The following is a 26,935-nucleotide window of genomic DNA, read 5'->3' on the forward strand; positions in this document are numbered from 1 at the left end:
TGTGTTGGGGGTATCAGTGTATTTGTCTGCAAATGAGAGCCAACGCAAAGCGATCGGCACTACCGATGGGCCAGTATTGATAATAGCTGGGCCGGGCTCAGGTAAGACGTACACCCTTGTGGAGCGCGTTGTGGCGTTGATCAAAGCTGGAAAATCTACGGCTGAATCTCTTTTGGTGGTCACTTTTACAGAAAAAGCGGCTCACGAGCTAACAACCAGAATTTCAAACCGATTGATTTCTGCCGGGCTTAGTTTCAATGTCAACGAGATGTACATTGGTACTTTTCATTCTCTATGTCTTCGCATCCTAAAAGATCACAGTGAGTACACTAGGTTAAAGCGCAGCTTCAATCTTCTCGACCAATTCGATCAGCAATACTTCCTCTATCAACGTCTAAATGAGTTCAAAGGCATCGAAGGAATAACCGAACTGATCGGCGAAGACCGCTCTGGGCGTTGGTATCAATCGACGCAGCTTTTAAAGTGGCTGAACAAAGTCACAGAGGAGACGCTGGACCTCAACGCGCTCGAGGGCTCAGAACAAGCGTCACTTCAGGCGATTGCTGAGTGTTTCACGATTTATCAGAACCTGCTGGAAGACGCGAATTCGCTGGATTTTTCGGGAATTCAGTTCGAAGCTTTGCGGTTGTTGAGGGAAAACCCCGATGTCTTGGAAAGCTTGAAATCGAAGTTCTCCCACTTGATGGTCGATGAATACCAGGACACGAACACAATTCAGGAGCAGATACTCTTTCTCCTGGCCGGTGACACGAAAAATCTGTGCGTCGTGGGCGACGATGATCAGGGCTTGTACCGGTTTCGAGGTGCGACCATTCGAAATATTCTGGAGTACCCCAGAAATTTCGTGAAGGGCGAGTGCGAACAAGTATCCCTTACGGTCAACTATCGCTCGGATTCCAAAATTATCGACTTCTACAACTCTTGGATCGCGGATGAAGAATGGAGCGATGAGGATGCGCAATACAGATATGACAAGGTTATTGAACCGCGCCCCGACGATTTTGCGGACGTCAGCTCGGTTCTGAAAATCACACAAACTGACGACAATGACTTTCAGGACGAAGTGTACGAGTTTTTGCGCCATCTCGAGGCGTCAGGCGAACTGACAGACTGGAACCAAGTCGCATTTCTGTTCAGGTCTGTGAAAAACGGCAAAGTGCTTGCGCTTGCCCGGCACCTTGAGAGCAACGGCATCCCCGTCTACTCGCCGCGCTCCAACCTCTATTTTGAACGCGAAGAGGTCAGGTTGATGATCGGTGCGCTGATCTTCTTGTTCCCGCAGTTTGCTGACGTTCGGCAAGAGCGTGTAGACCTCGAGATGCGTGTTTGGGAATACTATGATGAGCAGTGTTTCAAGCTGTTCGTTCAGGAACTACGAAAACTCGAGAACAAGCGGTTGCTGGAATGGGCGCGACCTCTGGCCAAGCGGCATTTGAACCTAACCGTGGACGCTGACTATGCGTTTTCCGGGCTGTTCTATCAGCTTCTCCAGTTCCCTCTCTTCAGCAGGTTTCTGGAAGAAGACCAACTGACCGGCGTCGACAAAGGCCGCGCGGCGCGCAACCTTGCGACGTTTTCCCAGCTTTTGGTGAAGTTTGAATACCTTCACTACATCACGGTTCTGAACCCGCGCTTCTTGGATCAGAACATCCGGGATCTGTTCAACCGTTACTTCAAGTTTTTGCACGAGGGCGGGATCAACGAATTCGAGGACGACAGCGAATACGCGCCCAGTGGGTGCGTCTCCTTCCTGACCATCCACCAGTCCAAGGGGCTCGAGTTCCCGATTGTGATCTGCGGATCGCTCGAGGCCACGCCGCGCAAACAGTGGACGGACATTGATGAGCTTCTTGAGCCATACCTGAACAAACCGCCTTTCGAGCCGATAGAGCGGACAAAGTTTTTTGACTTCCGGCGGCTTTACTACACAGCCTTTTCGCGAGCGCAGAACCTCTTGGTGCTGGCCACCGAAGTTAAAAAAGGACGCGGGCGGTCTCCGTCGCGGTACTTCGACGACTTCTTCCACGATCTGCCCCATTGGCGTGATCCGAAATTTGTGTTCGAGAACTTCGACTTGGAGCAGGTCAAGGACGTGAACCTCAAGCGGGAGTATTCCTTCACCTCGCACATCACCTTGTTCGAAAACTGTGCCGAGCAGTACCGTTTCTTCAAAGAGCTTGAGTTCCAGCCGATCCGCGCAGGGGCGCAGCTCTTTGGTACGTTGGTGCACCAGACAATTGAGGACGTTCACAAGGCTGTCTTGCGCGGCGAACCGCATCTCGTCACCGAGGATCAGATCAAAGGGTGGTTCGACACGAACTACCACTATTTGTCCAAGCGCGAGCGGCAATATCTGGCCCCTCAATCGCTCAGGGCGGCGCAAAGCCATGTTGAGCGGTATGTCGACCGCGAGCGGAAGCACTTTGACCGGCTGAAAGAGGCCGAGGTCGATATTTCGCTGGTCAAGGACAGCTACATCCTCAAGGGCAGCGTGGACCTGATCAGGGGTGAAGGCGGTACGGTCGAGCTGATAGACTTCAAGTCTGAACGCAAGCCGGACATGGAAAAGGACCGTAGCCGATTGCGCCAATATCAGCGTCAGCTTGAGGTTTACGCCCACTTGGTCGAGGAGCGGACGGGCGAGACGGTCAGCAAGACGCATCTCTACTATACCGGTGAACAGGACAGTAACCCGTTTATTTCGTTCGAAAAGGACGGTAAGGCTATAGGCAAAACTATCGCATCGTTTGATGCCGTCGTGGACCGGATTGAAGGTCGCGACTATGCGATCAAGGCACGTCCCGCAAAGCTGTGTGAGAACTGCGATATGCGGGCCTATTGCGATATGAAGAACTGGAAATTTAAGGCGGGCGGTGTGTGATGGCTGACGAACAAAAAGACATGGATTTGGGTGCCGTCGCGGCGGGAGAGGTCTCTTCGGTCGAGGGGTACAAGTTCCAGCCGATCAAGGGCTACCCAATGATCAACTGGCGCGGCAAGCGGCCCTTTACCTCGACCCAGTTCTATCCGGCGCAGCTGAAGGAAACCTATGGCGAAGAGGTGGACGGTTGGCGCAACAAGATCTTCTGGGGGGACAACCTTCAGGTGCTCGCACATTTGCTGAAGACATTCCGAGGTGAAGTCGACTTCATTTACATCGATCCGCCATTCGACTCTGGAGCGGATTACCGGAAAAAAATCAAGGTGAGAGGTAAGAAGTACCAGTCGGACCAGGCAGTTTTTGAAGAGAAACAGTACACAGACATTTGGTCGAACGACGAATACCTACAGTTCATGTACGAGCGCCTAGTGCTAATGCGTGAGCTTTTGTCTGAGAATGGCGTGATTGCTCTGCATTGCGACACAACTAAAGGTCATATGCTTCGGGCACTGCTTGACGAAATTTTCGGTGCGAAAAATTTCCTCAACGAAGTGATATGGGATTATCGGCGCTGGCCAACACCGGCTGCAGAGTTTCAGAAGATGCACGACAACATCTACTTGTATTGCCAAAACAAAGGTAAACACACGTTTAATAAGCAATACATGGAACGTTCTGAGGCAACAGAGCGCCGCTGGAAAGGGCAAGCTATCGTGGCCAGCCACGATGAAACAGGGGCGCGAGTGCCTTCGGACTATGGTGGAGACGAAAGTAAGGGCAGCCCTCTAAACTGCATCTGGAACTTCCCCATCGTTGCACCCTCAGGAAATGAACGTGTGGGATACCCGACTCAGAAACCCGAAAAATTGATCACCCGATTTGTGGAGGTGCTCACAAACCCTGGCGATCTGGTGCTGGACTGCTTTATGGGATCGGGAACGACGCAGGCAGTTTCGGCGAAATTGGATCGGCGTTTTATTGGTGCAGACATCAATCTTGGAGCTGTGCAAACTACGACCAAGCGTTTGATTAACATCCTCGAAAAAACACCCGAACTGGGCAAAAAACCTGTTCCTGGCTTCGAAGTATACAACGTTAATAATTATGACGTTTTCCATAACCCAGTTCAGGCAAAAGACCTTTTGATTGATGCTCTCGAAATCCAGAAAATCGAAACCAGCTCCATCTATGACGGCGAAAAAGACGGGCGCATGGTCAAGATCATGCCGGTCAATCGCATTGCAACCAAGGCAGACTTGTCTGAACTGATCGCGGGCTTTGACTACAAGGCCTTTGATCGCCGCCAAAACGCGAGCCCGAACCAGCCGGTCGAAAAAATCCTTCTCGTCTGCATGGGCCACGAGCCCGATCTGAAGGCGCAGCTTGAACTCGAAGTGAAGCCCCACAAAATTGATGTGGAGGTCGTGGACATCCTGCGCGACAAATCCCAGCTCGAATTCAAGCGCGACTCCGAGGCGCGCTTGGCCATCAAAGACGGCCATCTGGAAATCGAACGCTTCTACCCGATGAACCTGTTGCAAAAGCTCTCGCTCCAGAAGGAACAAGTCAGCGATTGGCGCGAGATGGTGGAAAGCATCATTGTGGATTGGAACTACGACGGCGCGATCTTGCAGCCGGTTGAGTTGGACGTGCCCGAAAAGAACGAGTTGGTCAGCGGCCGCTACAAGGTGCCCGAGGACGCAGGCACGGTGCGCGTAAAGATCACCGACCTGTTGTCGGAATCCTGGGAAGGCAGCATCGATGCCTAAAAAGACCGACGCCGCCCTTGGCGAATTCGCCTTCTTCAAGTTCCTTCTGACGTTCTACCAACAGAACAAGAAGCGGATCAGGATCAGCTATCGCGACCTGTCGAAGAAGTTCCTCGACTTCAACGATCCCGAAAATGCGCACTCTTTCTTACGCACGCCCCAGTTTGAGGCGCTCGAGATTTACGTCTTTCTGAAAGAGTTCCTCGACAACAAGCGCATCGAACAGATTTTCAAGGACTGGTACGAGAAAGGGGGCGTTTTCGCCGACCGCGCCGAGGGTGGCGTGGCCAGGGACGACGGGCAAATCAGCCTCTTCGAGGACTTCTCGCAAAAGCAATATGAGGACGTGTTCAAGGCCATGCGCAAGAACGCGCGGGCCTATCCGAACTACATCTTCGCGCTGACTATGGGCACCGGCAAAACCATCCTGATGGCAACTTGTATCTTCTACGAGTTCATCTTGGCCAACAAATGGAAGAAGGACCCGAAATACTGCCACAACGCGCTGGTGTTTTCGCCTGACAAGACGGTTCTGTTGTCGCTCCGTGAGCTTGAGACCTTTGATCTGTCCAAGGTCGTGCCGCCGGAATACGTGAACTTTCTGACGTCCCACATTCGGTTCCACTTCCTCGAAGAGGCAGGCACGTCGCTCGACACACTCGACCAGTCCATGTTCAACGTCATCGTGTCCAACACGCAGAAGATCATTCTGAAGCGGAAGAACAAGGAAAAGACCGCGATTGACGATCTATTTGGCGCAACGCCGGACACGTTCGAGGAAAGCGGGAGCGTCTACGCCGACGCCGCCGACTTATACGATTTCGACACGCCGGAAGAAGAAGGCGAGCTGACCACCAACCAACGGTTTGAGAAGCTCACGCGCCTTGGCCAGCTTGGCATCTACGTGGACGAGGCTCACCACGCCTTCGGCAAGAAGCTGGCCAAGGACATGGGTATCGGCGCGAAGGAAACCGATAACAGCTTGCGCACGACCATCGACAAGCTGGCCTCTCGCCTCGAGCGGGCGGGTACGCGCGTTGTTGCTTGTTTCAACTACACCGGCACGCCGTATATCGGTCAAACTGTGCTGCCCGAAGTTGTTTATGCCTACGGTTTGAGTGACGCGATCGCCAACGAGTACCTAAAGAAGGCTGATTTGCACGGCTATTCGAACACCAAGTCTGAAGAGTTCTTGCGCATTGCCATCGATGACTTTCTGAAGAAAACCGACGGATTGCGACCTGAAGGCTTGCTCCCAAAGATGGCGATCTTTGCCACCACCATTGACGAGGTACGCAACGAACTCCAACCGCTTGTCGCAAAAATTCTTGAAGAGAAAGGGCTCCCGACGGACAGCATCCTGGTGAACCTCGGAGACGATAAGACAACGAACGACGATATTCGCGAGTTCATTCGTCTTGATACGCCGGGTTCCAAGAAGCAGTTCATCCTACTGGTAAACAAGGGGCGCGAGGGTTGGAACTGTCGTTCGCTATTCAGCGTCGCGATGTTCCGCACACCAAAGTCGAAGGTCTTTGTCCTGCAGGCAACGATGCGCTGTTTTCGTGCAATCGGCGAAACCCAGCATACTGCTCACGTATATCTTTCCGCTGACAACCTTCAGATTCTGAACGATGAGCTCAGCCAAAACTTCAGGCTTTCTGCGGACGACCTGAACAATGCAAACAGCCACAAGCAACGGTACTACATCCTGGTCAAGGAACCCGTTGAGCGGATCAAGCTGCAACGCGTTCGCCGTTCGTTTGAACTGATCGAAAAGGAATTGCTTCCAAATCAGGAACTTGGAATCAATCGTACTGATAAGAGCGCTTGGCAAATGCTGACCGGGAAGTACAACCTTCTCGAGACCGTACAAAGCGGCATCGAACCCTCTCAGATTGGTAAAACGGCTTCCTCCAAAACCATCGACCGGACGGAACTGAGGCAGAAAGTCGAATTCTCAGAGATCATGCTTGTTTCCGAAGTTGCTAGGTATTTGGGACGCAGCCCGTTGGAAATCGAAGCTATTCTACAATCCACCGGTGAAGGCATCCAAAATATCCTCGACGCGATCAATGAGTATAACGAATTGCTCTGTGACGTGGTGATCCCGCGTCTCTTTGGGTTACTGTATGATTTGGAGCAGCACGAGATCACGGAAGAGCATGAAGTTGAACTCGTGCGTGTGCCAGAGTGCGGCTCTTACTCCGTATTGGCTGATCCAAAGCTGGTAGTGAGAGATGACGACGTCGACGATGAGCTTGTTTCCTCGAAATCATTTCACCTTGACACATATGCTTTTGACTCGCGACCGGAGCAGACGCTCTTTTGGGATTTGATCCGGGAAGGAGCCGTTAAAAAACTGTACTTCACCGGGATGCTCACCCATGGCCAGTCTGAGTTTTTCATCCAGTATGTAGACCCGGAATCAAGAATGGTTAGAAGTTATTATCCTGATTTTTTGTTTGAAAAGAACGACGGGACTTACGTGATTGTTGAGGTGAAGGGTGACAACATGATCGATGATCCAATCGTGCAGGCAAAGCGTGAATATGCTGAGCAAATGGCGGGAGCATCTGGCATGGAATACAGAATAGTAAGAAGTAGCGATGCCGATATTCATAATACTAAATTTTTGGTGCAGTGATTTTCTTGATTTTTGTTTATATAGATTACAATTATGATCAAAACAAAGTGTTGGTATATTTGTTGGTATGTAGAATTTTTTCTTGATAAATAATTAATTAAATCAACACTCTTGATATGCATTTCGATTCCGGCCGTCGTACCATCGAATTTTCTGTGAAACTCAATGCGTGAATAAAGTGCCAATTGCTTTTGGAACTGAAACCGGATTGAATCGAGGCGATTCTTAGTCTGTCAGGTCGTCTTTTATGTTCAATGTTTTGAAATTGGCCTTGCCTGCGATTATACCATCGTGGAATTTTTTTGATATTATTGCTCCATCTCCGCGGATTGAGTTTGCCTGTTGGGATATCGATGAAAAACCGGTGCAAGATTGGCAGGAACTGAGGCCACGTCCTCAATCAATTTCAATTTTCACAATGACAAGGCGACTGCTTTGGAACCCGCGATGGAATGAAAACTTGTATCTCGTCAGCCTTGCCGAGCGGCATGCCGCTAATCCGACATTTCACAGTGAAGGTGAAATCATTCAGCGCATTCAGTATGATTTAATTGAGGGAGGGCAGAAAGGTAATCAGATATGTTTAGTGCAGTTTCGATTGATGTTTGTGAAACGCGAACAAAATCAAGTTGTCAGAGAACAGCACTTCCTTTCCGAAAAGCATAAAGTTCTTTTGGGTGATGCAGATGTCGATTGAAGCTGCAGTTCGTTGGACTGAAATTTTGTTGGCTATAGCCTTAATTCAGCAGAGTTTGGAATCCCTCAGTTCAATCCGTCAATTGCGTTTGCTATTTGTAAGCCGGTTAGCGTTGAGTGTTTTGCTGATGGTTGGTGTAGCGACGCAATGGGTGTTGCTTGGGTTGGTAGGGGTATCTCTAATCCTACTTAAGGCATTTCAAGGTCCCTATAATGGCGGTAGCGATCGTATGGGGCTTTTGATTTTGTACTGCCTCGCAGCGTTTCATGTTCTTCCGGCTAGCCCCTTTAAAGAGTTGGCATTTGGATATTTGGCCTTGCAAGTTGTGTTGTCATATTTTGTCTCCGGTTGGGTGAAAATAGTAAATCCGGATTGGCGAAATGGCAGAGCATTGCAGGATGTGTTTTTGTTTTCTGCTTATCCGGTAAGTGAAGATTTGCGAGGTTTCGCCAATCGCCCCAAGTTATTGTTATCTGCTTCTTGGGGGGTAATGTTACTCGAGTTGATATTTCCCTTCCTGCTGCTCTCGAAGAGTGCCTTATTGTTTGGGCTGGTTTGCACAGCATTCTTTCATCTTATGAATGCTTGTTTTTGGGGATTGAACAGATTTGTATGGGTTTGGATTGCTTCATATCCATCTTTAATTTGGTTTCAGGATAGGTTTGTCTTGGGCTGATGGAGCTGCGTATTTGCTACAATTATAGAATGTATTCGTGCAACCAGAGCGAGTTTGTGTGGATTGTCTTTCAAAAATAAGCATTTTTGTGCAAAATTTTTTTTGTTAACAAAATAGGCTACCTGCAAATGAGTCTTAACTTAATTTTTGAGGAAGTTAGTAGTAGAAAAAATGTAGTTTACAATGTCTGTGCATTTATAGAATTGAAATCGTGTTGTTTTTTACATTGCCGAATAAATTGCATGGCTGAACATTGTTTGTGAGCTCAAAACTACGTGATTAAGCCGTCGCAGGGTAATGTGTTAACGTCACAACTTACTTTAGATGTTTTCCAGATTGTAAAGATTGAAAACGAATTTTTGGCCGAATTTCATTAACTTTTGGCACTTAGTTTTAACTTTGAAATCAAATTTGAGGTGGCTCCCAACACCTTAAATTAAAGTAAAAGAGTAAAAGTAAGTCAGGCAAGGTTTTCGAAAATGAAGTTCAAATTTCTAGCAACGGCTCTCATGGCCAGTGCGTGTTTGATTGCACCCCAAGCTCATGCAACCGACGCAAAAGATCTTCAGGTGATAGGCCGAGCGCTTTCATTTGTTGAAGGCGGGGCAACCGGAGATATCACAGTCGCAGTTGTTTATGATGATGGAAATAAAGCTGAAGCTGAATCTGTGGTCGCATTGATGGATGGCGGCATCAAAGCTGGTAAAGTGAATATGTCAGCTAAATTGATCTCAGTTTCTGAACTAGGTTCTGCGGGAGACGCAGCCGCTGTATTCGTCCCATCGGGAATGGCTTCTCACTATGACGCGATTAAAGGCTCAGGAAAGCTAACTGCCACAACAGACAAAGCTTGTGTGCAAGATGGAGCATGCGTCGTGTTCGTTCAAAGCAGCCCCAAAGTTGAAATTCTGGTGAGCCAAGCAGCAGCAGCAGCCTCATCAGTTTCATTCGCAGCAGCTTTCAGAATGATGATCAAGGAAGTTTAGGAGAGGGCAGCTCTAAGCGCCTAACACCTCCTCATAGGGAATAAAAAAATGAAATATATAAAACCAGATTTTAAAGCAATCGCCACTGAAATTCAGGAAGAGAAAAAACTCAACTCTTCAGCCAGTCTGAAAAAAGCCATTGCAGCTGCCGCGGTCACTACACCAGCAGCAATTGTTATGACTGGCGCTGCTGAAGCGCAGTCAATTGATTACGGTTCATTGGAAATGTTGTTTGGTGAACCCGTTACAACGAGTGCTACAGGAGCGCCTCAACGGTCCACGGAAGCACCTGTGACAATGGAGATTATTTCAGCAGACGAGATCAAATCGTCTGGTGCGCGTAACCTATCTTCTCTTCTGTCTCGTGTTTCAGGTGTGAACGTACAAGAAATCGGTTCAGGATCATCTGATGTCGCGGTTCGCGGATACAATCAGACAATGTCACCACGTCTACTAGTGTTGGTGAATGGACGTCAGGTTTATCAAGATTTTTATGGTTTGACGCAGTGGGATTCAATTCCTGTTCAACTTGAAGAAATTCGTCAGATTGAAGTTGTTAAAGGGCCAAACACAGCGCTCTTCGGGTTCAATGCTGTTGGTGGTGTTGTAAACATTATTACCTTTAATCCGCTTTATGATGATGCTGATACGGTTTCTGTTTCAGTAGATAATGAAGGCGGAAACCAAGCTTCAGCCGTTGTGTCTTTTAAACCTCATGAGAAAATGGGCGTGCGCCTGTCTGCGGGTGGATACACAAAGGATGAATACTCAAATGTAACACGTGATCCGCGTGGCCCAGGCGCAGAAAACACACGCATGGCATATGTGGGTGAGGTAAGAGTTCAGGCGACACAAAAAACACAAGCTACGTTTGAAGCAACATACTCTGAAAACAGTTTGTTCGAGCGTTATCCGGTTACTGAATACCATGAAGATAATTTCGAGAATACAAGTTATCGCGGGTCTGTGGAATCGGAAGACCTGTTCGGGCTATTTAAGGCAACTCTTTACAGAAATGAAGTGACGTTGGAGTCACCTGCGACAGCAACTGTAAATCCTTTTGATGTTGAAGCTGATTTAACTACTTTTATGGCGGAGAACCTCTTTAAAGTAGGAACAAAAAATACTTTTCGTGTAGCCGGTGAATATCGCAAAAGTGCAATGAGCACGAATGTTGGGCCGCTTGCTTTTGATGTTGAATACACTGTTCTTTCGGCATCAGGAATGTGGAATTGGTCTGTATCAGATGCTGTTTCTACGACCTTGGCTCTGCGAGCTGACAAAATGGAATATGAAGGTGATTCGCTAGGTAATGCTTACTTTGGAGCACCAAATATCGATGGCGATACGACAGAGTTTAGTTACAATGCCGGATTAGTTTGGAGTGTAACAGACCAAGATACTGTTCGCTTTCAAGTCGCACGCGGTGTTCAAACACCAAGTTTGATTGAATTCTGGCTGAATCCTGCAATCGAGTCTGGATATGTGCAAAATTATGGCGTGGATTATGACCGCCCACTGGAAGCCACCAATGGTAGTTTCCGTGCAAGCGTATTTCATCAGGTAAATGAAGATATTCACAGCACCTACAATCGAGGGATTATGCCTGGGCTAGAGCTTGCAAATGCTCAAACTTTTGGTGAGTCTAAAATGTCAGGATTTGAACTGGCAGTCTCTGGTTTGGTGAGCGATCGTTTTGATTGGGATGCATCATACACTTATTTGAGTGTTGAGGATGAACTCATCCAAGGAGTTCACTTCGGTGGATTGCTAACAAATACAGTGCTTGATTATGAAAATTCGACGCCAGAACACGAATTGAAGTTCAATGGTAAGTATACGATTGGTGATTGGCAAATTGGTGCTAATGCACGCTATGTTTCGGACATTCAAACACTTTGGACGCAGGATGCTGGGGCGGTTCAATATGAATTCTTCGATATCGATGCACACGTCGCTATGGATGCACATGTTTCATACAAAATGACGGACAAAGCACGACTAACCTTTAGCGCCGATAACATAACAAACGACGGTGAAATTGAAGTGCCAGGTGGTGGCATGGAAACACGTTACCGCGTTGGTTTATCGGTAGACTTTTAGAATAGAAAATCGGCGGTCATTTTCAATAAATGGTCGCCGGTTTTGATAGATTTTTTTTAAGCTTTACGTGTTCCCATGGAGTGAACACGTAAGTTTTAGACAGGACGACGTTATGGAAATCCGGAATTGGTCATTTGCAACAAAGTTTGGTGTACCCACAGCAGTTTCTCTCACTGTAATTGCTGCGCTTACCGGAATAAGTCACGTGTCTTTGCAAAGTGCGACAGAACGAACTGAGCAAATTGTAGAGGTAGACGTCGATGCGGCTCTGCGATTGACGCGAGCAAACAGCGATATTCAAAATATAAATGGTAGTTTGTACAAGTTCCTGACCGCGCAAGGTGCAGGGAGTGTGGATGCCGCCGAAGCAGCCACGAATGTTGCGGGATTGAGCGGGCAAGTTGATGCGGTGCTAGCTGAATTAGCGAGCTTTAAGTCGAGCCTGTCAGAACAGAGTAAAATCAACGCCGTTGAAGCGATTGAAGCGGAATTAACAACATACAAAGAGACAATTGAAGTCGTTGCTTCAATGATGGAAATTGATTTCGCATCTGCCGTTTCGTTCGCTGAGCCGTTTGAGCAAAACTATGATAACTTAAAAAGCCAGTTTGATGGTCTTGTAAACGCTACCGTTGCAGCTTCTCAAGCAAGTGCGGAAGCTGGTGCGCGTGCTGCATCAAGATCCGGGTTGATTTTGATGGCTGCTGCAGTTCTCGGGTTATCGGGAGCAGGTATTTTTGCTTTCTTGGTCGGAAATGCAACAACGGGGTCCATACGTCGTATTTCTGAAACAACTGAACGTTTGGCTGCCGGCGATTTTGACGTAGACATGACTAGCATGCAGCGCAAAGATGAATTAGGTGCAATCGTAAAAGCTTTGGAGACTTTCCGCGGGAATGGTCTAGAAAAGGTTCGACTGGCTGCAAAACAAAATGCAGATCTAGAAGCTCGCGAGAAACGTACTGCTCAGATCGAAAAATTGATTCATCAGTTTGAAAAAGATAGCGGTCACCTTTTGGAGTTGGTATCGAGCGCTTCTTCACAGATGAAGTCGACTGCAGAAGGAATGCGCCAGAATGCAGAAGGTACAACATCCCAATCTGAAGTGGCGGCAAATGCGCTAGGTCAAGCTGCACATGATGTTCAAGCTGTTGCAGCTGCATCAGAAGAGTTGTCATGTTCAATTCAAGAGATTTCAAACTCTGTCGATACATCGATGAACGCCGTGACGGATGCAGCGGAGACTGCTGACAGAGCAAATTCAACTATGGCTGAGTTAACTGCGAGCGCTCAGCAAATCGATAATGTTGTGAAGCTCATCAATGATATTGCTGAACAAACAAACTTGCTTGCCTTGAATGCAACTATTGAGGCAGCGCGCGCTGGTGATGCCGGTAAAGGGTTTGCAGTTGTTGCATCGGAAGTGAAAACATTGGCCAACCAAACTTCGCAAGCAACTAATCAAGTGGCAGCAAGTGTGCGCGATATTCAAAGTGTCACGAACCATGTAGCCAAAGCTATGTCGAACATCATTGAAACAATCTCTAGTGTGAATACTATCTCACAAGAAGTTGCGATGTCAGTGCAGCAGCAAGGGCAAGCAACACAAGAGATTTCGGAAAGTGTGACGAGAGTTTCAGCTGGTACTGGAAGCATCTCTGACACAATGACAGAAGTGAAGTCATCAGCGACTAGCACGGGGCAATCTGCTGATGATGTTTTGAATGCTGCTTCAGAACTGCAAGACCAAGCGGAACACATGAGAGCAAGCGTTGATCGTTTCTTGCAAGGAATTCGCGCAGCATAACCAATAGGCCGATATCAATTTTAATTGATTTCGCTAAATTGGAATATATTGGCTGATAGTCTTTATTAATCGAAAATTCTCTGCAACCCTCTAGATGAAAGTCTGGAGGGTTTTATGCGTATTTTAGCTGCTTTGTTTGCCGGTGTAATGTTTCCATCATGTGCGTTTGCGGATCGCGTTGATAAACCACAAACGATCGAGAAATCAGATACCGAGTTTATCAATCCTGCGAGTGAGTACTCTGAGACGCATGATATGGTGGCGGCGACCTCCGCTGATCGAATAGAACACGATATTCGTAAACTGGCGGGCTTTGGAACGCGTCACACATTGTCAGATACAGAGAGTGACACCAGAGGTATTGGAGCTGCGCGTCGCTGGATTGAAGCTGAGTTCAAAGAAATCTCCAAAGAATGTAAAACGAAGCTCGATGTTGTTACTGTGTCAGACATTGTGCGGCCAGACTTTCGTATTCCGGAAGATACTGAAATCGTGAATGTGATTGCAATACAACGCGGTTCCATCGATCCAGACCGGGTCGTGATAATGTCTGGTGATATCGATAGCCGTATTTCTGACGTTATGAACGCAGTCGATGATAATCCTGGAGCAAATGACAATGCATCGGGCATGGCTGGCACGATGGAAGCCGCTCGTGTGATGTGTCAGCACGAATTCCCAGGTACTGTTGTTTATGCTGGTTTGTCTGGCGAAGAGCAGGGGTTGTTTGGTGGTCGTATTTTAGCCGAATATGCAATCGAACAGGGGTGGCGCGTAAAGGCTATTCTTAACAACGACATGATCGGAAACATAGAAGGTGTTGACGGTGTTATAGACAATTCAACAGCACGTGTTTTTTCCGAAGGTACGTTGGTTGATGAAACGGCCGAAGAAGCAAGGTTTCGCCGTTTCCGCGGTGGTGAAGTGGATTCAGCCTCTCGCAATCTTGCGCGTTACGTAGATAAAATGGCGGATCTATTCATTTCAAATCTGGATGTGATGATGATTTATCGTCTCGATCGTTTTGGACGCGGTGGTCATCACAGGCCATTCAATGATTTTCGTATTCCGGGAGTGCGGATCATGGAAACTCATGAAAACTATAATAGGCAGCACCAAGATATTCGTACTGAAGAAGGAATTGAATATGGGGACGTTGTGGAAGGTGTGAATTTTGATTACGCCGCCAAGCTCACAAGCTTGAACATTGCTTCACTTGCAAATTTGGCTGCGGCACCTCCTTTTCCCAAAGGGGTGAAAGTGGAGGGAGCGGTCAAGCCGCATACAACACTCTCATGGACGAAAGCCGAAGGGCCAGAAGCTCAAAATCTGGCTGGATATAAAGTTTATTGGCGCCTCACGGATCAATCGCAATGGCAATGGTCGCGCTATGTTGGGAAAGTAGATAATTACACGCTGAAAGGAGTTGTAATTGATAACTATCTTTTCGGTGTGGCATCTGTTGCAAAAAATGGGGCAGAAAGCCCGGTTGTTTTTCCGGGGTATGCCGGCAATTTTGGAGAATGATTGGACACAATAGCCAAATTGTTGGGCAAGGCGTGTCATAAATGTTTCACAAGTGAAGTAATCAGGGATTTGATTATCGAAATGTGAATTGCAATGTTGCTGCAAGGATCATTCTGACTATTTTCGCCACAAAGTCTATCAGCGAAAAATTCAGGATCTGACATGTCATCCAACATTGGTTTGAAAACAATGGCCGTTAGTGCGCTCGCACTGATGGCTAGCGCGTCTTACACAGCAACTGCTCAGGAAAATGGTGAAAATTCTCTAACCTTGGGAACAATCACCGTGACAGCACAGCAAAGAGATGAAGATCTTCAAGATGTGCCGATTTCGGTGGCAACGCTTCCAGATGGTCTTCTGGATTCTATGTTTGCAAACGGAGAAGACATTCTGGCTCTTGGTGCACGTGTGCCAGGGTTATATGCGGAATCTTCTAATGGTCGCGCAGCTCCACGTTTTTACATACGTGGACTAGGAAACACAGACTTTGATCTCGCAGCGTCACAACCGGTTTCGGTCATCATGGATGATGTGGTGATGGAAAACGTCGCGTTGAAAAGTTTCCCGCTTTTTGATGTTGAGCAAATTGAAATATCGCGTGGTCCGCAAGGAACACTGTTTGGTCGCAACACAACTGCGGGTATCATCAAAATCTCCACTGCGCGTCCAACGCATGAATTTGGCGGATATGCCAATGCGACAGTAGGTTCGTATGGGACTGTCAATCTTGAAGGTGCAGTGGGCGGATCATTGATTGAAGATGTTCTTGCTGTGCGCGTGTCTGCATTGGGGCAACGCCGTGAAGATTGGATTGATAACACAGAAAACCCGGGTAGCGATGATCTAGGAGAGTTCACAGAACTCGCAGGCCGTGTGCAATTACTCTACACACCCAATGATGACTTCTCTGCGCTTCTCAATGTGCGCACTCGCGATCTTGAGGGTACATCAGCCATTTTCCGCGCGAATGTTCTGACGCCTGGATCCAATGAATTAAATGAGAATTTCGATCGTGATAGAGTTTCCTTCGATGAAGGAAATGACAATCAACAAGGTTATAACGGTTGGGGTAGTTCCGCGACTTTGGAGTATAATTTCGGTCCAGTAACCCTAACATCTATCACAGGATATGAGTCTCTAAACGGGTTCTCAGGTGGAGATATTGATGGCGGTGCGGGACCATATACTTTCAACTTCGCCGGTCCTTTTACTTATCCTGAGCTTCCATTCGCATCAGCTACGCAAGATGCAATCGATGAATTAACGCAGCTTACGCAAGAAGTGCGGTTAGCCTCGAATTCAGATGGCAAATTATTTTGGCAGGCAGGTGTGTACTACTTCGATGGTGCATTTACAGTGACCACTAAAGGAATTGGAGGTTTCCCATTCCCGCCAGCTTCAACGCTTGAACATGAAAACATAGCGTGGGCTGTTTATGGACAAACGAGCTATCAGGTTACAGACAAGTTTAAACTGACTGGTGGATTGCGCTATACGTCTGACGAAAAAGATTTGACTGTTTTTGCCAATGCAGCTCAGGCGCGCAATGTATCTGACGAATACCTTAGCTGGGAATTGAGCGCGCTTTACGACATTACGCCAGACTTCAGCGTTTATGGGCGTGTTGCTGATGGTTTCCGCGGTCCTTCTATTCAAGGACGTGACGTTGCATTCTTTGCAGATCCTTCAGTTGCAGATTCCGAAACAATCCTGTCTTTTGAAGCAGGGTGGAAAGCAACTTTGATCGACAACAGAATGCGCTTAAATGGAGCTGTATACACGTATACTGTAGACGGCATGCAGCTAACTGCTGTGGGTGGAGCTGGAAATTCAGTTCAATTGATCAACGCAGATGAAGCGACGGCAACCGGATTTGAAATGGATGTTGAATATCTGCCTGTTGAGAACCTGCTTTTGACAGCTGGTTTTAGCTATACAGACACAGAATTGAAAGATTCAGATCTTGCTGTAGGAACATGTGCACAATGTAGCGTTCTTGATCCTCTAAATGCGAATGGATTTGCGCTAGTGGATGGCAACCCATTCCCGAACGCACCTGAAACCATTGCAAACTTCACTGCGCGCTATTCAATCCCGTTTGGTGATGGAGAATTCTTTGCGTTTACCGATTGGGCTTACCAAGGTGAAACAAATATTTTCTTATATGAATCAACTGAATATCAAACAGATGGTCAGTTTGAAGGTGGTTTGAAGCTTGGTTACGCTCAAGATGATGGTTCTTGGGAGTTTGCTGTATTTGCGCGCAATATTACTGATGAAGAGAACATCAAAGGTGGTATCGACTTCAACAACAATACTGCGTTTGTGAATGAGCCACGCATTATTGGTGCGACTCTCAAAACGCAATTCTAGTTTGTTCTAACCAGAATACAAAAAGGCGGTTGATCATAAGATCAACCGCCTTTTTTCTTAAACATCGAACATTCTTAGGTGGGCATTATTATTCGACGTTTCGGGGGGAAGAGTGTCTGCTAGTTAAGCCATTCAGGCTTTTTGTATGGCAGGTCTAGGTCATTTGCGACTGTTTCATACGTAATGAAACCATCAGCAACATTAAGACCTTCAGCCAAATGCCTATCGTCATTCAGTGCTTTCTTGCTGCCTTTGTTTGCAAGATTTAGAATGAATGGAAGTGTCATGTTGTTGAGCGCGTACGTAGATGTACGAGGTACAGCACCTGGCATGTTAGCTACACAATAGTGCAGAATGCCATCTTCAACGAAAATAGGATCTTGGTGCGTGGTTGGGCGTGATGTTTCAAAACAACCACCTTGGTCGATCGCGATGTCGATCAATACGGCACCTGGCTTCATTGTTTTGAGCATGTCTTTGGTAACAAGCTTAGGCGCAGAAGCCCCTGGGATAAGTACAGCACCTATAACAACATCCGCTTCAGCTACTTCTTTTTCAATGTATGAAGGAAGTGAGTAGGCTGTTTTAAGTGCGCCAGAAAACTGAACATCAAGTTCTGCAAGGCGTGGCATGTATTTGTCGAACACCGTAACATCAGCGCGCATACCTATGGCCATTTCAGCAGCATGTGTACCAGATACACCACCACCTAGAATAATGACTTTTGCCGGGCGCACACCGGGCACGCCGCCCATAAGTGTGCCGCGTCCACCATATTCACTCCGCTGTAGAGCTGTCGCTGCAGCTTGTGTGGCCATACGACCTGCAACCTGTGACATAGGCATAAGCAGTGGTAAGCGACCTTGATGGTCTGTCACTGTTTCATAAGCGATACATGTCGCGCCAGATTTCATGAGAGCTTCAGCCTGAGGCTTGTCTGCGGCAAGGTGAAGATAAGTGAAAAGTGTTTGGTGAGGCTTTAAGCGAGCGCACTCAATAGCTTGAGGCTCTTTTACTTTTACAATCAGTTCGGCATTTTCGAAAACTTCTTCAGCGGTTGCAATAATCTTTGCACCAGCAGCTTCATAGTCAGCATCAGAAGCTTCGATACCAATCCCTGCATTGGTTTCAACAATGACTTCATGTCCATTGCGGACTGTTTCTGCAACGGCTTCTGGTGTCATACCTACTCGGTATTCTTCGACTTTAATTTCCTTTGGAACCCCGATGATCATGATTATTTCTCCCTGATTTCATGTATGATAATATATACTAATATTGGTTGTAAATCTCACGAAAATAAGCGTATATTGTAGATAAAATGGGAATTTTACCGAATTTTGGTGTAAATAATGGTTGATATTACAGATCGAAAAATTTTGTCTATTTTGCAATCCAATGCGCGCGTTAGTCATGCGGAAATAGGAGAAAAGATTGGATTATCGACGTCTGCTGTGAACCGACGCATCAAGATTTTGGAACAAGACGGCGTGATTTCTGGGTATGCAGCTGTTTTGGACGGTAAGAAAATGGGGAAGGGAGCGAGTGTGTTTGTTCAGGTGACACTCAAAACCCAGCGTAAGCCCCAGTTGGATGAATTTGAGCGAGCAGTAGCCACAACTCCAGAGGTGGTTGATTGCTTTTTGATGACTGGAGAAATGGACTATTTATTACGCGTAGTCGTGCAAGACGCAGCGGATTATGAACGTGTTCACCATGAAACACTGACTCAATTGCCTGGTGTGGAGCGAGTGATGTCGCAATTCACCATTCGCCGCGTTTTTCAAAAATCGGGATTGTAAGAGGCATCACAATGAAGAAAATGCTTTATTACGGAACGTATTTTAAAGTGACTTAGCGATAGTGAATACGATGTTGTCGTCTGCAGCGTCAGTGTCGTTGTCGTACCAGCGAAGGTCTAAATCGAAACCTTCAACAGTAAATGTTCCACCGATATTGTAGTTTGTGTATTCACCGGCACCATCGAGATACTTTCCGACACCTACACTCGCGCTGAGGTGTTCGTTAAAAGAAATACCAGCTGAAGTATCTAGGTAGAAAGTTTCGTTGTCGACGTCATAGTAACCTGTTGCGCCAAAGTCTGCGATGCCAGCAGACTTGGAAACACCAGCGTAAACTTCAGTAAAATCTAGATCTTCGTTATCAGCATCAGGGTATTGGTAGTTGACGACACCGACATCAAATCCAAAGCCTTCTCCAAATTCGCCGGCATATCCAGCGTAGAAGTCAACTTCTACATTTGTGTCAGATGAATCATTAAAGTCCACAGAGGATGCCCATACTCCAGCATAGAACCCAACGTCTGTTGCTAGATCAAAACCGCCTTGAATTGCGATGTCTTGGTTTGATTGAGTTACACCACGCCAGTGATAATCAGTTGTCAGTGCAACATTTCCCGAAAGAGAAACACCAGATTGGCTTTCTTCAGCCAATGCATTGGAATTGGTTGTTGCTGCAACAAGCGCAAATGCACCTAATGTAAAAAATTTACTCATGCGAACTGCACTCCATAGAGTAAGTGGCATTATGGTGGCCACGGTTTGATTGCCAACTGATAATCATTGAAAGGTGGGCGCATGTTCGCTTTTTATGATTAAGAAGAACTTACTATCATAAAGAACGGTAAATTTGTGGTTGTGTTTTGTTAATAAATGAAAAGGGCACAACAATGAATGTTGTGCCCTTAATTCCCCGATATAGAGACGTTAAGCCTCTAAAACCCCTGAATTATAGAGATTTTGCGATAGAGAAAACGATGTTGTCGTCTGCGCCATCAGAGTCGTTGTCATACCAACGAAGGTCTAGGTCGAAACCTTCAACAGAGAATGTTCCACCGATGTTGTAGTTTGTGTACTCATCGAAACCATCAAGGTATTTACCAACACCAACGCTTGCGCTGAATTGCTCAGAGAATGCCAAGCCAGCAGAAGTGTCTAGGTAGAAAGTTTCGTTGTCGAAGTCGTAGTAACCTGTCGCGCCGAAGTCAGCGATACCTGCTGATTTAGAAATACCAGCGTAAACTTCTGTGAAGTCTAGGTCAGCGTCATCTGAATCTGGGTATTGGTAGTTGATCACACCAACATCGAAACCAAAACCTTCACCAAACTCACCTGCATAACCTGCATAGAAGTCTACTTCTAGGTTTGTGTCAGTGTCAGAAGCATCAGAAACTGCAGCAAAGTCTACTGAAGAAGCCCAAACACCAGCATAGAAACCAGAGTCAGTAGCTAGGTCAAACCCACCTTGAACAGCAAGGTCTTGGTTTGATTGTGTTACACCACGCCAGTGGTAGTCTGTAGTTAGAGCAACGTTACCAGAAAGCTCAACTTCAGCTTGAGCAGATGCTGTTGTAGCGATTGCAGCAAGAGCGAAAACGCTTGCAGAAAAAAGTGTACGCATGATCGGACTATCCCTTCAGATATGCGGTCTTTGTTGAACAAAGATCTTTCAAATTAGTCCTGAAAAATATTTGGCTGTTTCAGGAACGGACGGGGTAACTACGCTTTTGCGTCGTTAATTGAAAGAACCAATTTCATTACTTCTTCGCCATCATGATTAAGAGAAACCTAACCAAAAACTGATGATTTGCTTAGTTGTCAGGCGGAATTTTGATCACATTGCTCGCATTTTGCTCGATTTAGGGCGTTGTTAGAGCGTTATGTGTCAAAGTGCAGAATCTTAGAAACTATATCAGGGCGAGGGCGTTCAGGTGGGTCTTGAAGCGCAGTACCCAGAAAAATGAAACCAGCAAAACGCTCAGTTTTTCCCAGCTTCATCTCATTCTTAAATTCATCGGAGAAGGAATACCATTCAGTCAACCATGCGCCTGCCCAGCCCGCGGCGTTAGCAGTTAGCAACAGGTTCATGCAAAGTGCGCCAGCAGACAATTCTTGTTCCCAAACGGGTGTTTTGTGCTCAACATCGGGACTTGAAACAACAGCGACACAGATTGGTGACCTCAAGAAGCGGTTTCTTTCCAATTCAAGATCTGCGTCAGATGTATCTGGGGCTTCGCTTTGTTTTAACTTGGCGAGTGTTTCTCCAATTTTGCTTCGCGCCTCATCTGTTATGACTATAAATCGCCAAGGCTCAAGTTTACGATGATCAGGTACTCGTGAAGCGATTTGCAAAAGGGAATTTAATTCCTCTACTGAAGGCCCCGGTCCTGATAAACACTTGATTGGTGTTGATCGTCTTCGAGCTAGAAATTCAAGCATCTCAGCATTTGGGTTTGTCGCAGAAAGCTTTTCGCCAAATTCTGGAGTCGTCGGGATTTTAGGTTTGTCTGGCATATATACGCTCGAAGAAAGATTGTATTTGGTTTTGTATCAATGAATTCTGTCATATGGGTTGAGAGTTTCCAATTGAAAAGATAGGTGTTCGAATATTTGGAGCTAATGATTGAAGACTTTTATTCATTTGTGGAAAACATGACCTCACTAAAAGCTATTCCTAAACCGTGTCCAAACCCACCTGACCTTTCAAAAGGTTGGCGCATAAAATCATCAACATCCAAATACAAAACAAATTGGATGCATGTGGCGGAGTATGAGGCACTCGCACCAACGGGTGTGGACGCAGTGTATGGGCTTGTGAAGTTTCAAAATCTGGCTGTTGGGATTTTACCACTTGATGAAGATGGAATGACATATCTTGTCGGACAGCATCGCTTTGCGTTAGGGCAATATTCTTGGGAAGTTCCCGAAGGTGGATGCCCGTATAATGAAAAGCCTATTATAGCTGCAAAAAGGGAATTGTCAGAAGAGGTGAGGCTCAAAGCTTCTGATTGGATTAGCCTGTTTTCAGACTTGCACTTGTCGAATTCAGTGACTGACGAACGTGCATTTGGCTATGTTGCATACGGTCTTTCGCCTTGCGAAGAACATGCTGCAGATGACGTTGAGGAACTTGCGATTTGGCAACTTCCTGTAGGCCAAGCTGTTCAAATGGTTGTGAACGGTGAAATTTCTGATGCTCTATCTCTTGCGATTTTGCTTAAGGCTGATCATCTATGGAGAAGAGGTCTATTGCCAGAACACGTTGCAAAGGCCTTTGAGGCAGGACAGATTTAATTTACTTTATGGCCTCTAATACATTTAATGTATTGATCTTTTGAGGAGAAAGATATGGCGGAAACTGCAGTTGATAGTACGGGATTGAATTCTGCTGTATTAGAGGCGGGTCAGCCCGCTCCTGTGTGGGAACGACTGAGATTCGAAGCTGAAGAAGCTGCGCGCCGCGAACCGGCATTGGCGGGCTTTTTTAATGCAGCAGTTCTAAGTCATGACAGTCTAGCGCAAGCATTGTGTTATCAACTTGCACAGAAGGCTGGTGGGCCTGACATGAATGCGCTCCAAATACGTGAAGTTTGCAAACAAGCTTTTCTTGAAGATGAAAGCATTTTGAAATGCGTTAAACGTGATTTGCGAGCGGTAAGTGAGCGTGACCCGGCTTGTCGTACTTTGTTGCAACCATTTTTGTTCTTTAAAGGTTTTCTCGGATTGCAGACGCACCGTGTCGCACATTGGTTGTGGCATCAAGAACGAGATGTTTTAGCATTTTTCATGCAGTCCCGCACAAGTGAACTGTATGGCATGGATATTCACCCCGCCGCTAAAATGGGGTGTGGAATTATGATGGACCATGCCACCGGTGTTGTTATTGGTGAGACAGCTGTTGTGGGTGATGATTGTTCATTCATGCATGGCGTAAACCTTGGTGGTACTGGTAAGGAATTCACTGACCGTCATCCCAAGGTTGGTAAAGGTGTTCTTATTGGAGCGGATGCGAAAATCTTGGGGAATATCAAGATTGGTGATTATGCGCGCATTGGAGCTTCATCTGTTGTTCTTGAAGATGTGAATTGTGGATGCACTGTCGCTGGGGTGCCAGCCAAAGTAATCACATGTGTTGAATGTGAAGAACCTGCTAAGCAAATGGATCATTTAATTGCGCCAATGGACGAATGATCGTGTGAATAAATCCATATTTGTCACGAATTATTTTATGTTGAGCTAGGCAGATAGGGCGGGGCGCATTAGGGTGCGCCCTTTCGTATTGCGCTGGTTTTAAAGCGCCATCATTTTTCTAAGGGAGAAGGACATGAGTCCGGAAGAAGCAAAGAAAGTCGAAGCGTATTTGAAGAAAACGCTAAACCCGGACATCAATTTGAAGGCACGTCCAAAGACTCCAGATTCAGTTGAAGCTTATCTGGGTGATGAGTTTATCGCTGTGATTTACAAAGACGAAGATGAAGGTGAAGTTGCCTACCAGCTTAACATGACAATCTTATCAGAAGACGTTTAAGCTAAATAGTGATTTCAATATAAAAAGGCGGCTCTGAAATGAGCCGCCTTTTTCTTTGCCTAATCAAGTTTTGGACGTTGTGGTGGCTGAACGGGGTTTCCATCAAAGTCCAGTTCAACAATCGGGTAACCCAATTCTTTAAGTTCATCTTCAATTTTTGCTTTGTCACCTACAACAACGATTATCATCTCATCGAGATTTAGGTGTTCTTTGGAGATGACATCAAGCTCTTCTTTGGTGAGGTTTTTTAGGATTTCACTTTGCTCGTCCGTAAAACCAGCAGGCAAGTCATAAGTTGCGATTTGTGAAAGGAAACCGAGTTTATCAAACGGTGTTTCATAATCGAGTGCTTCGCTTTGGCCTATAGCTGATTTGGTAAAGTTAAGTTCTTCCTCTGTAATACCGTTTTCAAAATATCCGTTTATCTCTTTAACAAATTGAACAATGGAGTCTTTAGTGGCGTCGGTACGCACGCCAGCTGATGCTGAAAATGTGCCTTGAATGTCGCTTCCACCAAACCGAGTGCGCGCTCCATAAGTGTAACCTTTGTCTTCACGCAGGTTCAGATTAATACGGCTGTTAAAGGCACCGCCGAGTGCATAGTTCATAAGTCCTGCTCGGAAATATTCACCAGTTGCATCATAGGGCAATGCGCGTTTCCCAATTCGGATTTGTGATTGCGCTGCATCCTCTTTATCAATGAGGTACAATGTTCCTGCCTCAAGGTCAGGGAACTCTTGTGGCGCGGTTTTTGGTCCAGCTTCACCAGACCAAGCTGATAGTGCCTCTAATTTTGAAGTTAGTTCTTCTTGAGGGAGGTCGCTAACGGCAATTACTGACGCGGCTCCCACGGTGTAGTAAGTTTGGTAAAACTCTTTGACATCTTCCAAACTAATAGAAGTAACAGTCTTGGCGTTACCGATACTTGGGTGTGCAGAAGGAGTTTTGTGTCCATAATTCAGCAATGTGAAGACGCCGCTCGCTATGGCTGAAGCTTGAGTTTTGCGTTGCTCAATACCCTGAAGCGTTTGCTCTTTTATGCGCTTGAAATCTGCTTCATCAAATTTAGGGTGAAGCAAACGTTCTTTCACAATCGCTAGCGTTTCGTCTACATTCTCACTGAGGCTGCGGACTGTGATGTTCGTGAAGCGACGACCAGATGAAATGCTGATGCTTGAGCCTAATTTTGCCAAACGGTTAGAAAGCTCTTCATTTGTAGACATCTCAGTAGCTTCGCTCAGCATACTGGCTGTTAAGGACGCGATACCCAGATTGTCTAGTGTTTGCTGTCGGTCTCCAGCTTCTATGCGAATTTGCAGCGCGGTGGTTGGCGTTTCTGTGTTTACTGCACCTAGTATTTTTAACCCATTTGAAGTGGTTTCTTCCCACATTTCTGGCAATTTAATGGCTGGGTTGAAGTCTGCTGCACTTGGCTTGACTGATCTATCGAAGTCATCGCTAGCGTAACGGACTTCCAAATTGGTGGGCGCTGTTTCTTCTGGAATAGTGCGGTCATACATTGTCCAAGTGTCTGGAGCCGCAATCGCGTCAGCTTGGCCTTTGGGCACGATGGACATAACGACAGCAGGTTTGCCTTTAATGTATTGATTATAGACGCGCATCACGTCTTCTTTTGTGACGTTTGAATACCGTTCAATGTCTTTAGATGTATAGTTTGGGCTGCCTGTAAATGTCTCATAAAAGGCAAGCTGCGATACTTTCCCAGAGACACTTTCAAGTCCGTAAATCATGCCAGACACAATTCCGGCTTTAACGCGTTCAAGATCGTCGTCTTCAACGCCGCGCGTTTCAAATTCTTCAATTGATGCGCGAAGGATTTCGTCCATGTCCGCAAGTGTTTTACCAGAAGCTGGGTTTGGTAAAGCGAATAATGTGAAACTACAGGCTAATTCACGGCATCCATGTCCTGCGCTGGCCTGAACAGCGAGACCTTCTTTCACAAGGTTTTTATAGAGCAAAGATGTGCGTCCTTCGCCCATAATAGACATCAAAACGTCCAAAGGTGCTTCATCAGGGTGACGAGCATTTACGGTCGGGATGGACATATAAATTAGTGGCAGTGCTACATTGTCTTCCATCGAGATGTAGCGATCTGCATTCAATGAGACAGGGGAATACACAGGTGCTTCAACGGCTGGGCCTGTTGGGATAGATCCAAAATATTTAGCGATCCATTCTAAGGTTTGTTGATTGTCGAAATCACCGCCGATAGTAAGCGTCGCGTTGTTTGGGCCATACCAACGCGAAAAGAATTTTTTGAGGTCATCTAGGTTGGCTCGGTTCAAATCCTCGATGTAACCAATGGTCATCCATGAATATGGGTGACCTTCAGGAAACTCTGCTTCGCTGACACGCTCTCTTAGTAATCCATAAGGGCGGTTGTCATAGTTCTGATTGCGCTCGTTTTTGACCGTTTCTCGCTGGTTTTCAAATTTTTCTTCAGTCACTGCATCAAGGAAGAAACCCATGCGATCCGCTTCTAGCCACAGGATTTTTTCAAGTTGATTTGATGGAATAGTTTCAAAGTAATTGGTTCTGTCTGAGTTGGTTGTTCCATTCAGTGTACCACCAGCTTCCGTGATAGTTTTGAAGTGCTCTTCATCGGCAACATTATTAGAGCCTTGGAACATCATGTGCTCAAAAAAATGTGCAAACCCCGATTTTCCGGCCTCTTCACGACCTGAACCAACGTGGTAGGTGACGTCTACATGAGCGAGCGGATCTGATTTGTCTTCATGCAAAACCACCGTTAAACCATTAGGCATAAGGTATTTTTTGTATGGGATACCAATCTCGCCTTTTGCAGATGTAAAGCTCTCCACCAATTCAATTCCGCCGGGATAGACGATTGCTTCTTCAGGCGCTTCAATCTCTGTAGTTGCTATAGATTTTTCATCCGATGTCTCATTGTTTCCAAAAGGCATGACCGCACATGCTGAAACACTAAGTAAAAGCGCTGACATTAATGTGGTGCGAATGATCATGTGGAACCCTTTGTCTATGGAATGTTACCGATTGTTTTTATCGTTAAACGATCAAGCAGCATTGGCAAGGTTTGTTGACACAGAATGTAAAATAAAAGGGTAGGAATTTGGGTTGA

The 26,935-nt window shown here is 46.4% G+C and carries 19 protein-coding genes; 14 read left to right on the forward strand and 5 right to left on the reverse strand.

All coding sequences use genetic code 11. The features are described 5' to 3' along the window. Positions 1–16 precede the first annotated feature (16 nt). From F551_RS0113035 to F551_RS0113080, 10 genes are all read left to right on the forward strand, one after another. The gene (locus tag F551_RS0113035) at positions 17–2,902 is read left to right on the forward strand and encodes an ATP-dependent helicase (RefSeq protein ID WP_018997962.1); all 2,886 of its coding nucleotides are present in this window, start codon (positions 17–19) and stop codon (positions 2,900–2,902) included. Next, entirely contained in the window at positions 2,902–4,671 is a 1,770-nt protein-coding gene (locus F551_RS0113040; protein WP_018997963.1) for a DNA methyltransferase, read from the forward strand. Before F551_RS0113035 ends, F551_RS0113040 begins: the two co-directional genes overlap by 1 nt. Continuing rightward, complete coding sequence (locus F551_RS0113045) at positions 4,664–7,318, forward strand: 2-hydroxyacyl-CoA dehydratase family protein (RefSeq protein WP_018997964.1); 2,655 nt, start codon at positions 4,664–4,666, stop codon at positions 7,316–7,318. The genes F551_RS0113040 and F551_RS0113045 overlap by 8 nt, the downstream gene beginning before the upstream one ends. Before the next feature lie 247 nt (positions 7,319–7,565). Further along, on the forward strand, positions 7,566–8,015 hold the full coding sequence (locus tag F551_RS0113050) for a hypothetical protein (RefSeq protein ID WP_018997965.1): 450 nt from the start codon (positions 7,566–7,568) through the stop codon (positions 8,013–8,015). Beyond that, entirely contained in the window at positions 8,005–8,691 is a 687-nt protein-coding gene (locus F551_RS0113055) for an HTTM domain-containing protein (RefSeq protein ID WP_018997966.1), read from the forward strand. The genes F551_RS0113050 and F551_RS0113055 overlap by 11 nt, the downstream gene beginning before the upstream one ends. 479 nt (positions 8,692–9,170) lie before the next feature. Then, the gene (locus F551_RS0113060) at positions 9,171–9,677 is read left to right on the forward strand and encodes a hypothetical protein (protein WP_018997967.1); all 507 of its coding nucleotides are present in this window, start codon (positions 9,171–9,173) and stop codon (positions 9,675–9,677) included. A gap of 48 nt (positions 9,678–9,725) precedes the next feature. Beyond that, a complete protein-coding gene (locus tag F551_RS0113065) occupies positions 9,726–11,780 on the forward strand; it encodes a TonB-dependent receptor plug domain-containing protein (RefSeq protein WP_018997968.1) in 2,055 nt (684 codons plus the stop codon). A gap of 112 nt (positions 11,781–11,892) precedes the next feature. Beyond that, on the forward strand, positions 11,893–13,587 hold the full coding sequence (locus F551_RS16735) for a methyl-accepting chemotaxis protein (protein ID WP_018997969.1): 1,695 nt from the start codon (positions 11,893–11,895) through the stop codon (positions 13,585–13,587). A 114-nt stretch (positions 13,588–13,701) separates the two neighbouring features. Further along, on the forward strand, positions 13,702–15,114 hold the full coding sequence (locus F551_RS0113075) for a M28 family metallopeptidase (RefSeq protein ID WP_018997970.1): 1,413 nt from the start codon (positions 13,702–13,704) through the stop codon (positions 15,112–15,114). A 162-nt stretch (positions 15,115–15,276) separates the two neighbouring features. After that, positions 15,277–17,487 carry a TonB-dependent receptor gene (locus F551_RS0113080; RefSeq protein ID WP_018997971.1) on the forward strand — a complete coding sequence of 737 codons (2,211 nt, stop codon included), beginning with the start codon at positions 15,277–15,279 and terminating at the stop codon, positions 17,485–17,487. Positions 17,488–17,606: 119 nt separating this feature from the next. On the opposite strand, the gene ald is transcribed toward F551_RS0113080, so the two are convergent. Further along, the gene (gene ald / locus F551_RS0113085; RefSeq protein ID WP_018997972.1) at positions 17,607–18,722 is read right to left on the reverse strand and encodes an alanine dehydrogenase; all 1,116 of its coding nucleotides are present in this window, start codon (positions 18,720–18,722) and stop codon (positions 17,607–17,609) included. Between the two features lie 117 nt (positions 18,723–18,839). Between ald and F551_RS0113090 the strand changes: the two genes are divergently transcribed. Next, positions 18,840–19,289 carry an Lrp/AsnC family transcriptional regulator gene (locus F551_RS0113090; RefSeq protein WP_018997973.1) on the forward strand — a complete coding sequence of 150 codons (450 nt, stop codon included), beginning with the start codon at positions 18,840–18,842 and terminating at the stop codon, positions 19,287–19,289. Positions 19,290–19,331: 42 nt separating this feature from the next. Here F551_RS0113090 and F551_RS0113095 read toward each other — a convergent pair whose 3' ends face one another. From F551_RS0113095 to F551_RS0113105, 3 genes are all read right to left on the reverse strand, one after another. Then, a complete protein-coding gene (locus F551_RS0113095) occupies positions 19,332–20,003 on the reverse strand; it encodes a TorF family putative porin (RefSeq protein WP_018997974.1) in 672 nt (223 codons plus the stop codon). Between the two features lie 232 nt (positions 20,004–20,235). Beyond that, a complete protein-coding gene (locus tag F551_RS0113100; protein WP_018997975.1) occupies positions 20,236–20,907 on the reverse strand; it encodes a TorF family putative porin in 672 nt (223 codons plus the stop codon). A gap of 257 nt (positions 20,908–21,164) precedes the next feature. Then, the gene (locus tag F551_RS0113105) at positions 21,165–21,800 is read right to left on the reverse strand and encodes a nitroreductase family protein (protein WP_018997976.1); all 636 of its coding nucleotides are present in this window, start codon (positions 21,798–21,800) and stop codon (positions 21,165–21,167) included. Positions 21,801–21,905: 105 nt separating this feature from the next. Here F551_RS0113105 and F551_RS0113110 point away from each other — a divergent pair, with 105 nt between their 5' ends. From F551_RS0113110 to F551_RS0113120, 3 genes are all read left to right on the forward strand, one after another. After that, a complete protein-coding gene (locus F551_RS0113110; protein ID WP_233355255.1) occupies positions 21,906–22,580 on the forward strand; it encodes an NUDIX domain-containing protein in 675 nt (224 codons plus the stop codon). 54 nt (positions 22,581–22,634) lie between these two features. Continuing rightward, a complete protein-coding gene (cysE, locus tag F551_RS0113115) occupies positions 22,635–23,477 on the forward strand; it encodes a serine O-acetyltransferase (protein ID WP_018997978.1) in 843 nt (280 codons plus the stop codon). 133 nt (positions 23,478–23,610) lie between these two features. After that, positions 23,611–23,814: a DUF3126 family protein gene (locus tag F551_RS0113120; protein ID WP_018997979.1), complete on the forward strand. Its 204-nt coding sequence runs from the start codon at positions 23,611–23,613 to the stop codon at positions 23,812–23,814. Between the two features lie 59 nt (positions 23,815–23,873). Here F551_RS0113120 and F551_RS0113125 read toward each other — a convergent pair whose 3' ends face one another. Continuing rightward, positions 23,874–26,819, reverse strand: a complete 2,946-nt coding sequence (locus tag F551_RS0113125) for a M16 family metallopeptidase (RefSeq protein ID WP_026296833.1) — start codon at positions 26,817–26,819, stop codon at positions 23,874–23,876. Between the last annotated feature and the right edge of the window lie 116 nt (positions 26,820–26,935).

It is taken from the genome of Hirschia maritima DSM 19733, from assembly GCF_000378345.1.
Taxonomy (GTDB): domain Bacteria; phylum Pseudomonadota; class Alphaproteobacteria; order Caulobacterales; family Hyphomonadaceae; genus Hirschia; species Hirschia maritima.

Excerpts from the sequence above, each read along its gene's own strand:
- F551_RS0113040 (WP_018997963.1), top strand. The coding sequence starts at position 2,902 with ATGGCTGACGAACAAAAAGACATGGATTTGGGTGCCGTCGCGGCGGGA.
- F551_RS0113045 (WP_018997964.1), top strand. The coding sequence starts at position 4,664 with ATGCCTAAAAAGACCGACGCCGCCCTTGGCGAATTCGCCTTCTTCAAG.
- F551_RS0113050 (WP_018997965.1), top strand. The coding sequence starts at position 7,566 with ATGTTCAATGTTTTGAAATTGGCCTTGCCTGCGATTATACCATCGTGG.
- F551_RS0113055 (WP_018997966.1), top strand. The coding sequence starts at position 8,005 with ATGTCGATTGAAGCTGCAGTTCGTTGGACTGAAATTTTGTTGGCTATA.
- F551_RS0113060 (WP_018997967.1), top strand. The coding sequence starts at position 9,171 with ATGAAGTTCAAATTTCTAGCAACGGCTCTCATGGCCAGTGCGTGTTTG.
- F551_RS0113065 (WP_018997968.1), top strand. The coding sequence starts at position 9,726 with ATGAAATATATAAAACCAGATTTTAAAGCAATCGCCACTGAAATTCAG.
- F551_RS16735 (WP_018997969.1), top strand. The coding sequence starts at position 11,893 with ATGGAAATCCGGAATTGGTCATTTGCAACAAAGTTTGGTGTACCCACA.
- F551_RS0113075 (WP_018997970.1), top strand. The coding sequence starts at position 13,702 with ATGCGTATTTTAGCTGCTTTGTTTGCCGGTGTAATGTTTCCATCATGT.
- F551_RS0113080 (WP_018997971.1), top strand. The coding sequence starts at position 15,277 with ATGTCATCCAACATTGGTTTGAAAACAATGGCCGTTAGTGCGCTCGCA.
- ald (WP_018997972.1), bottom strand. The coding sequence starts at position 18,722 with ATGATCATCGGGGTTCCAAAGGAAATTAAAGTCGAAGAATACCGAGTA.
- F551_RS0113090 (WP_018997973.1), top strand. The coding sequence starts at position 18,840 with ATGGTTGATATTACAGATCGAAAAATTTTGTCTATTTTGCAATCCAAT.
- F551_RS0113095 (WP_018997974.1), bottom strand. The coding sequence starts at position 20,003 with ATGAGTAAATTTTTTACATTAGGTGCATTTGCGCTTGTTGCAGCAACA.
- F551_RS0113100 (WP_018997975.1), bottom strand. The coding sequence starts at position 20,907 with ATGCGTACACTTTTTTCTGCAAGCGTTTTCGCTCTTGCTGCAATCGCT.
- F551_RS0113105 (WP_018997976.1), bottom strand. The coding sequence starts at position 21,800 with ATGCCAGACAAACCTAAAATCCCGACGACTCCAGAATTTGGCGAAAAG.
- F551_RS0113110 (WP_233355255.1), top strand. The coding sequence starts at position 21,906 with ATGATTGAAGACTTTTATTCATTTGTGGAAAACATGACCTCACTAAAA.
- cysE (WP_018997978.1), top strand. The coding sequence starts at position 22,635 with ATGGCGGAAACTGCAGTTGATAGTACGGGATTGAATTCTGCTGTATTA.
- F551_RS0113120 (WP_018997979.1), top strand. The coding sequence starts at position 23,611 with ATGAGTCCGGAAGAAGCAAAGAAAGTCGAAGCGTATTTGAAGAAAACG.
- F551_RS0113125 (WP_026296833.1), bottom strand. The coding sequence starts at position 26,819 with ATGATCATTCGCACCACATTAATGTCAGCGCTTTTACTTAGTGTTTCA.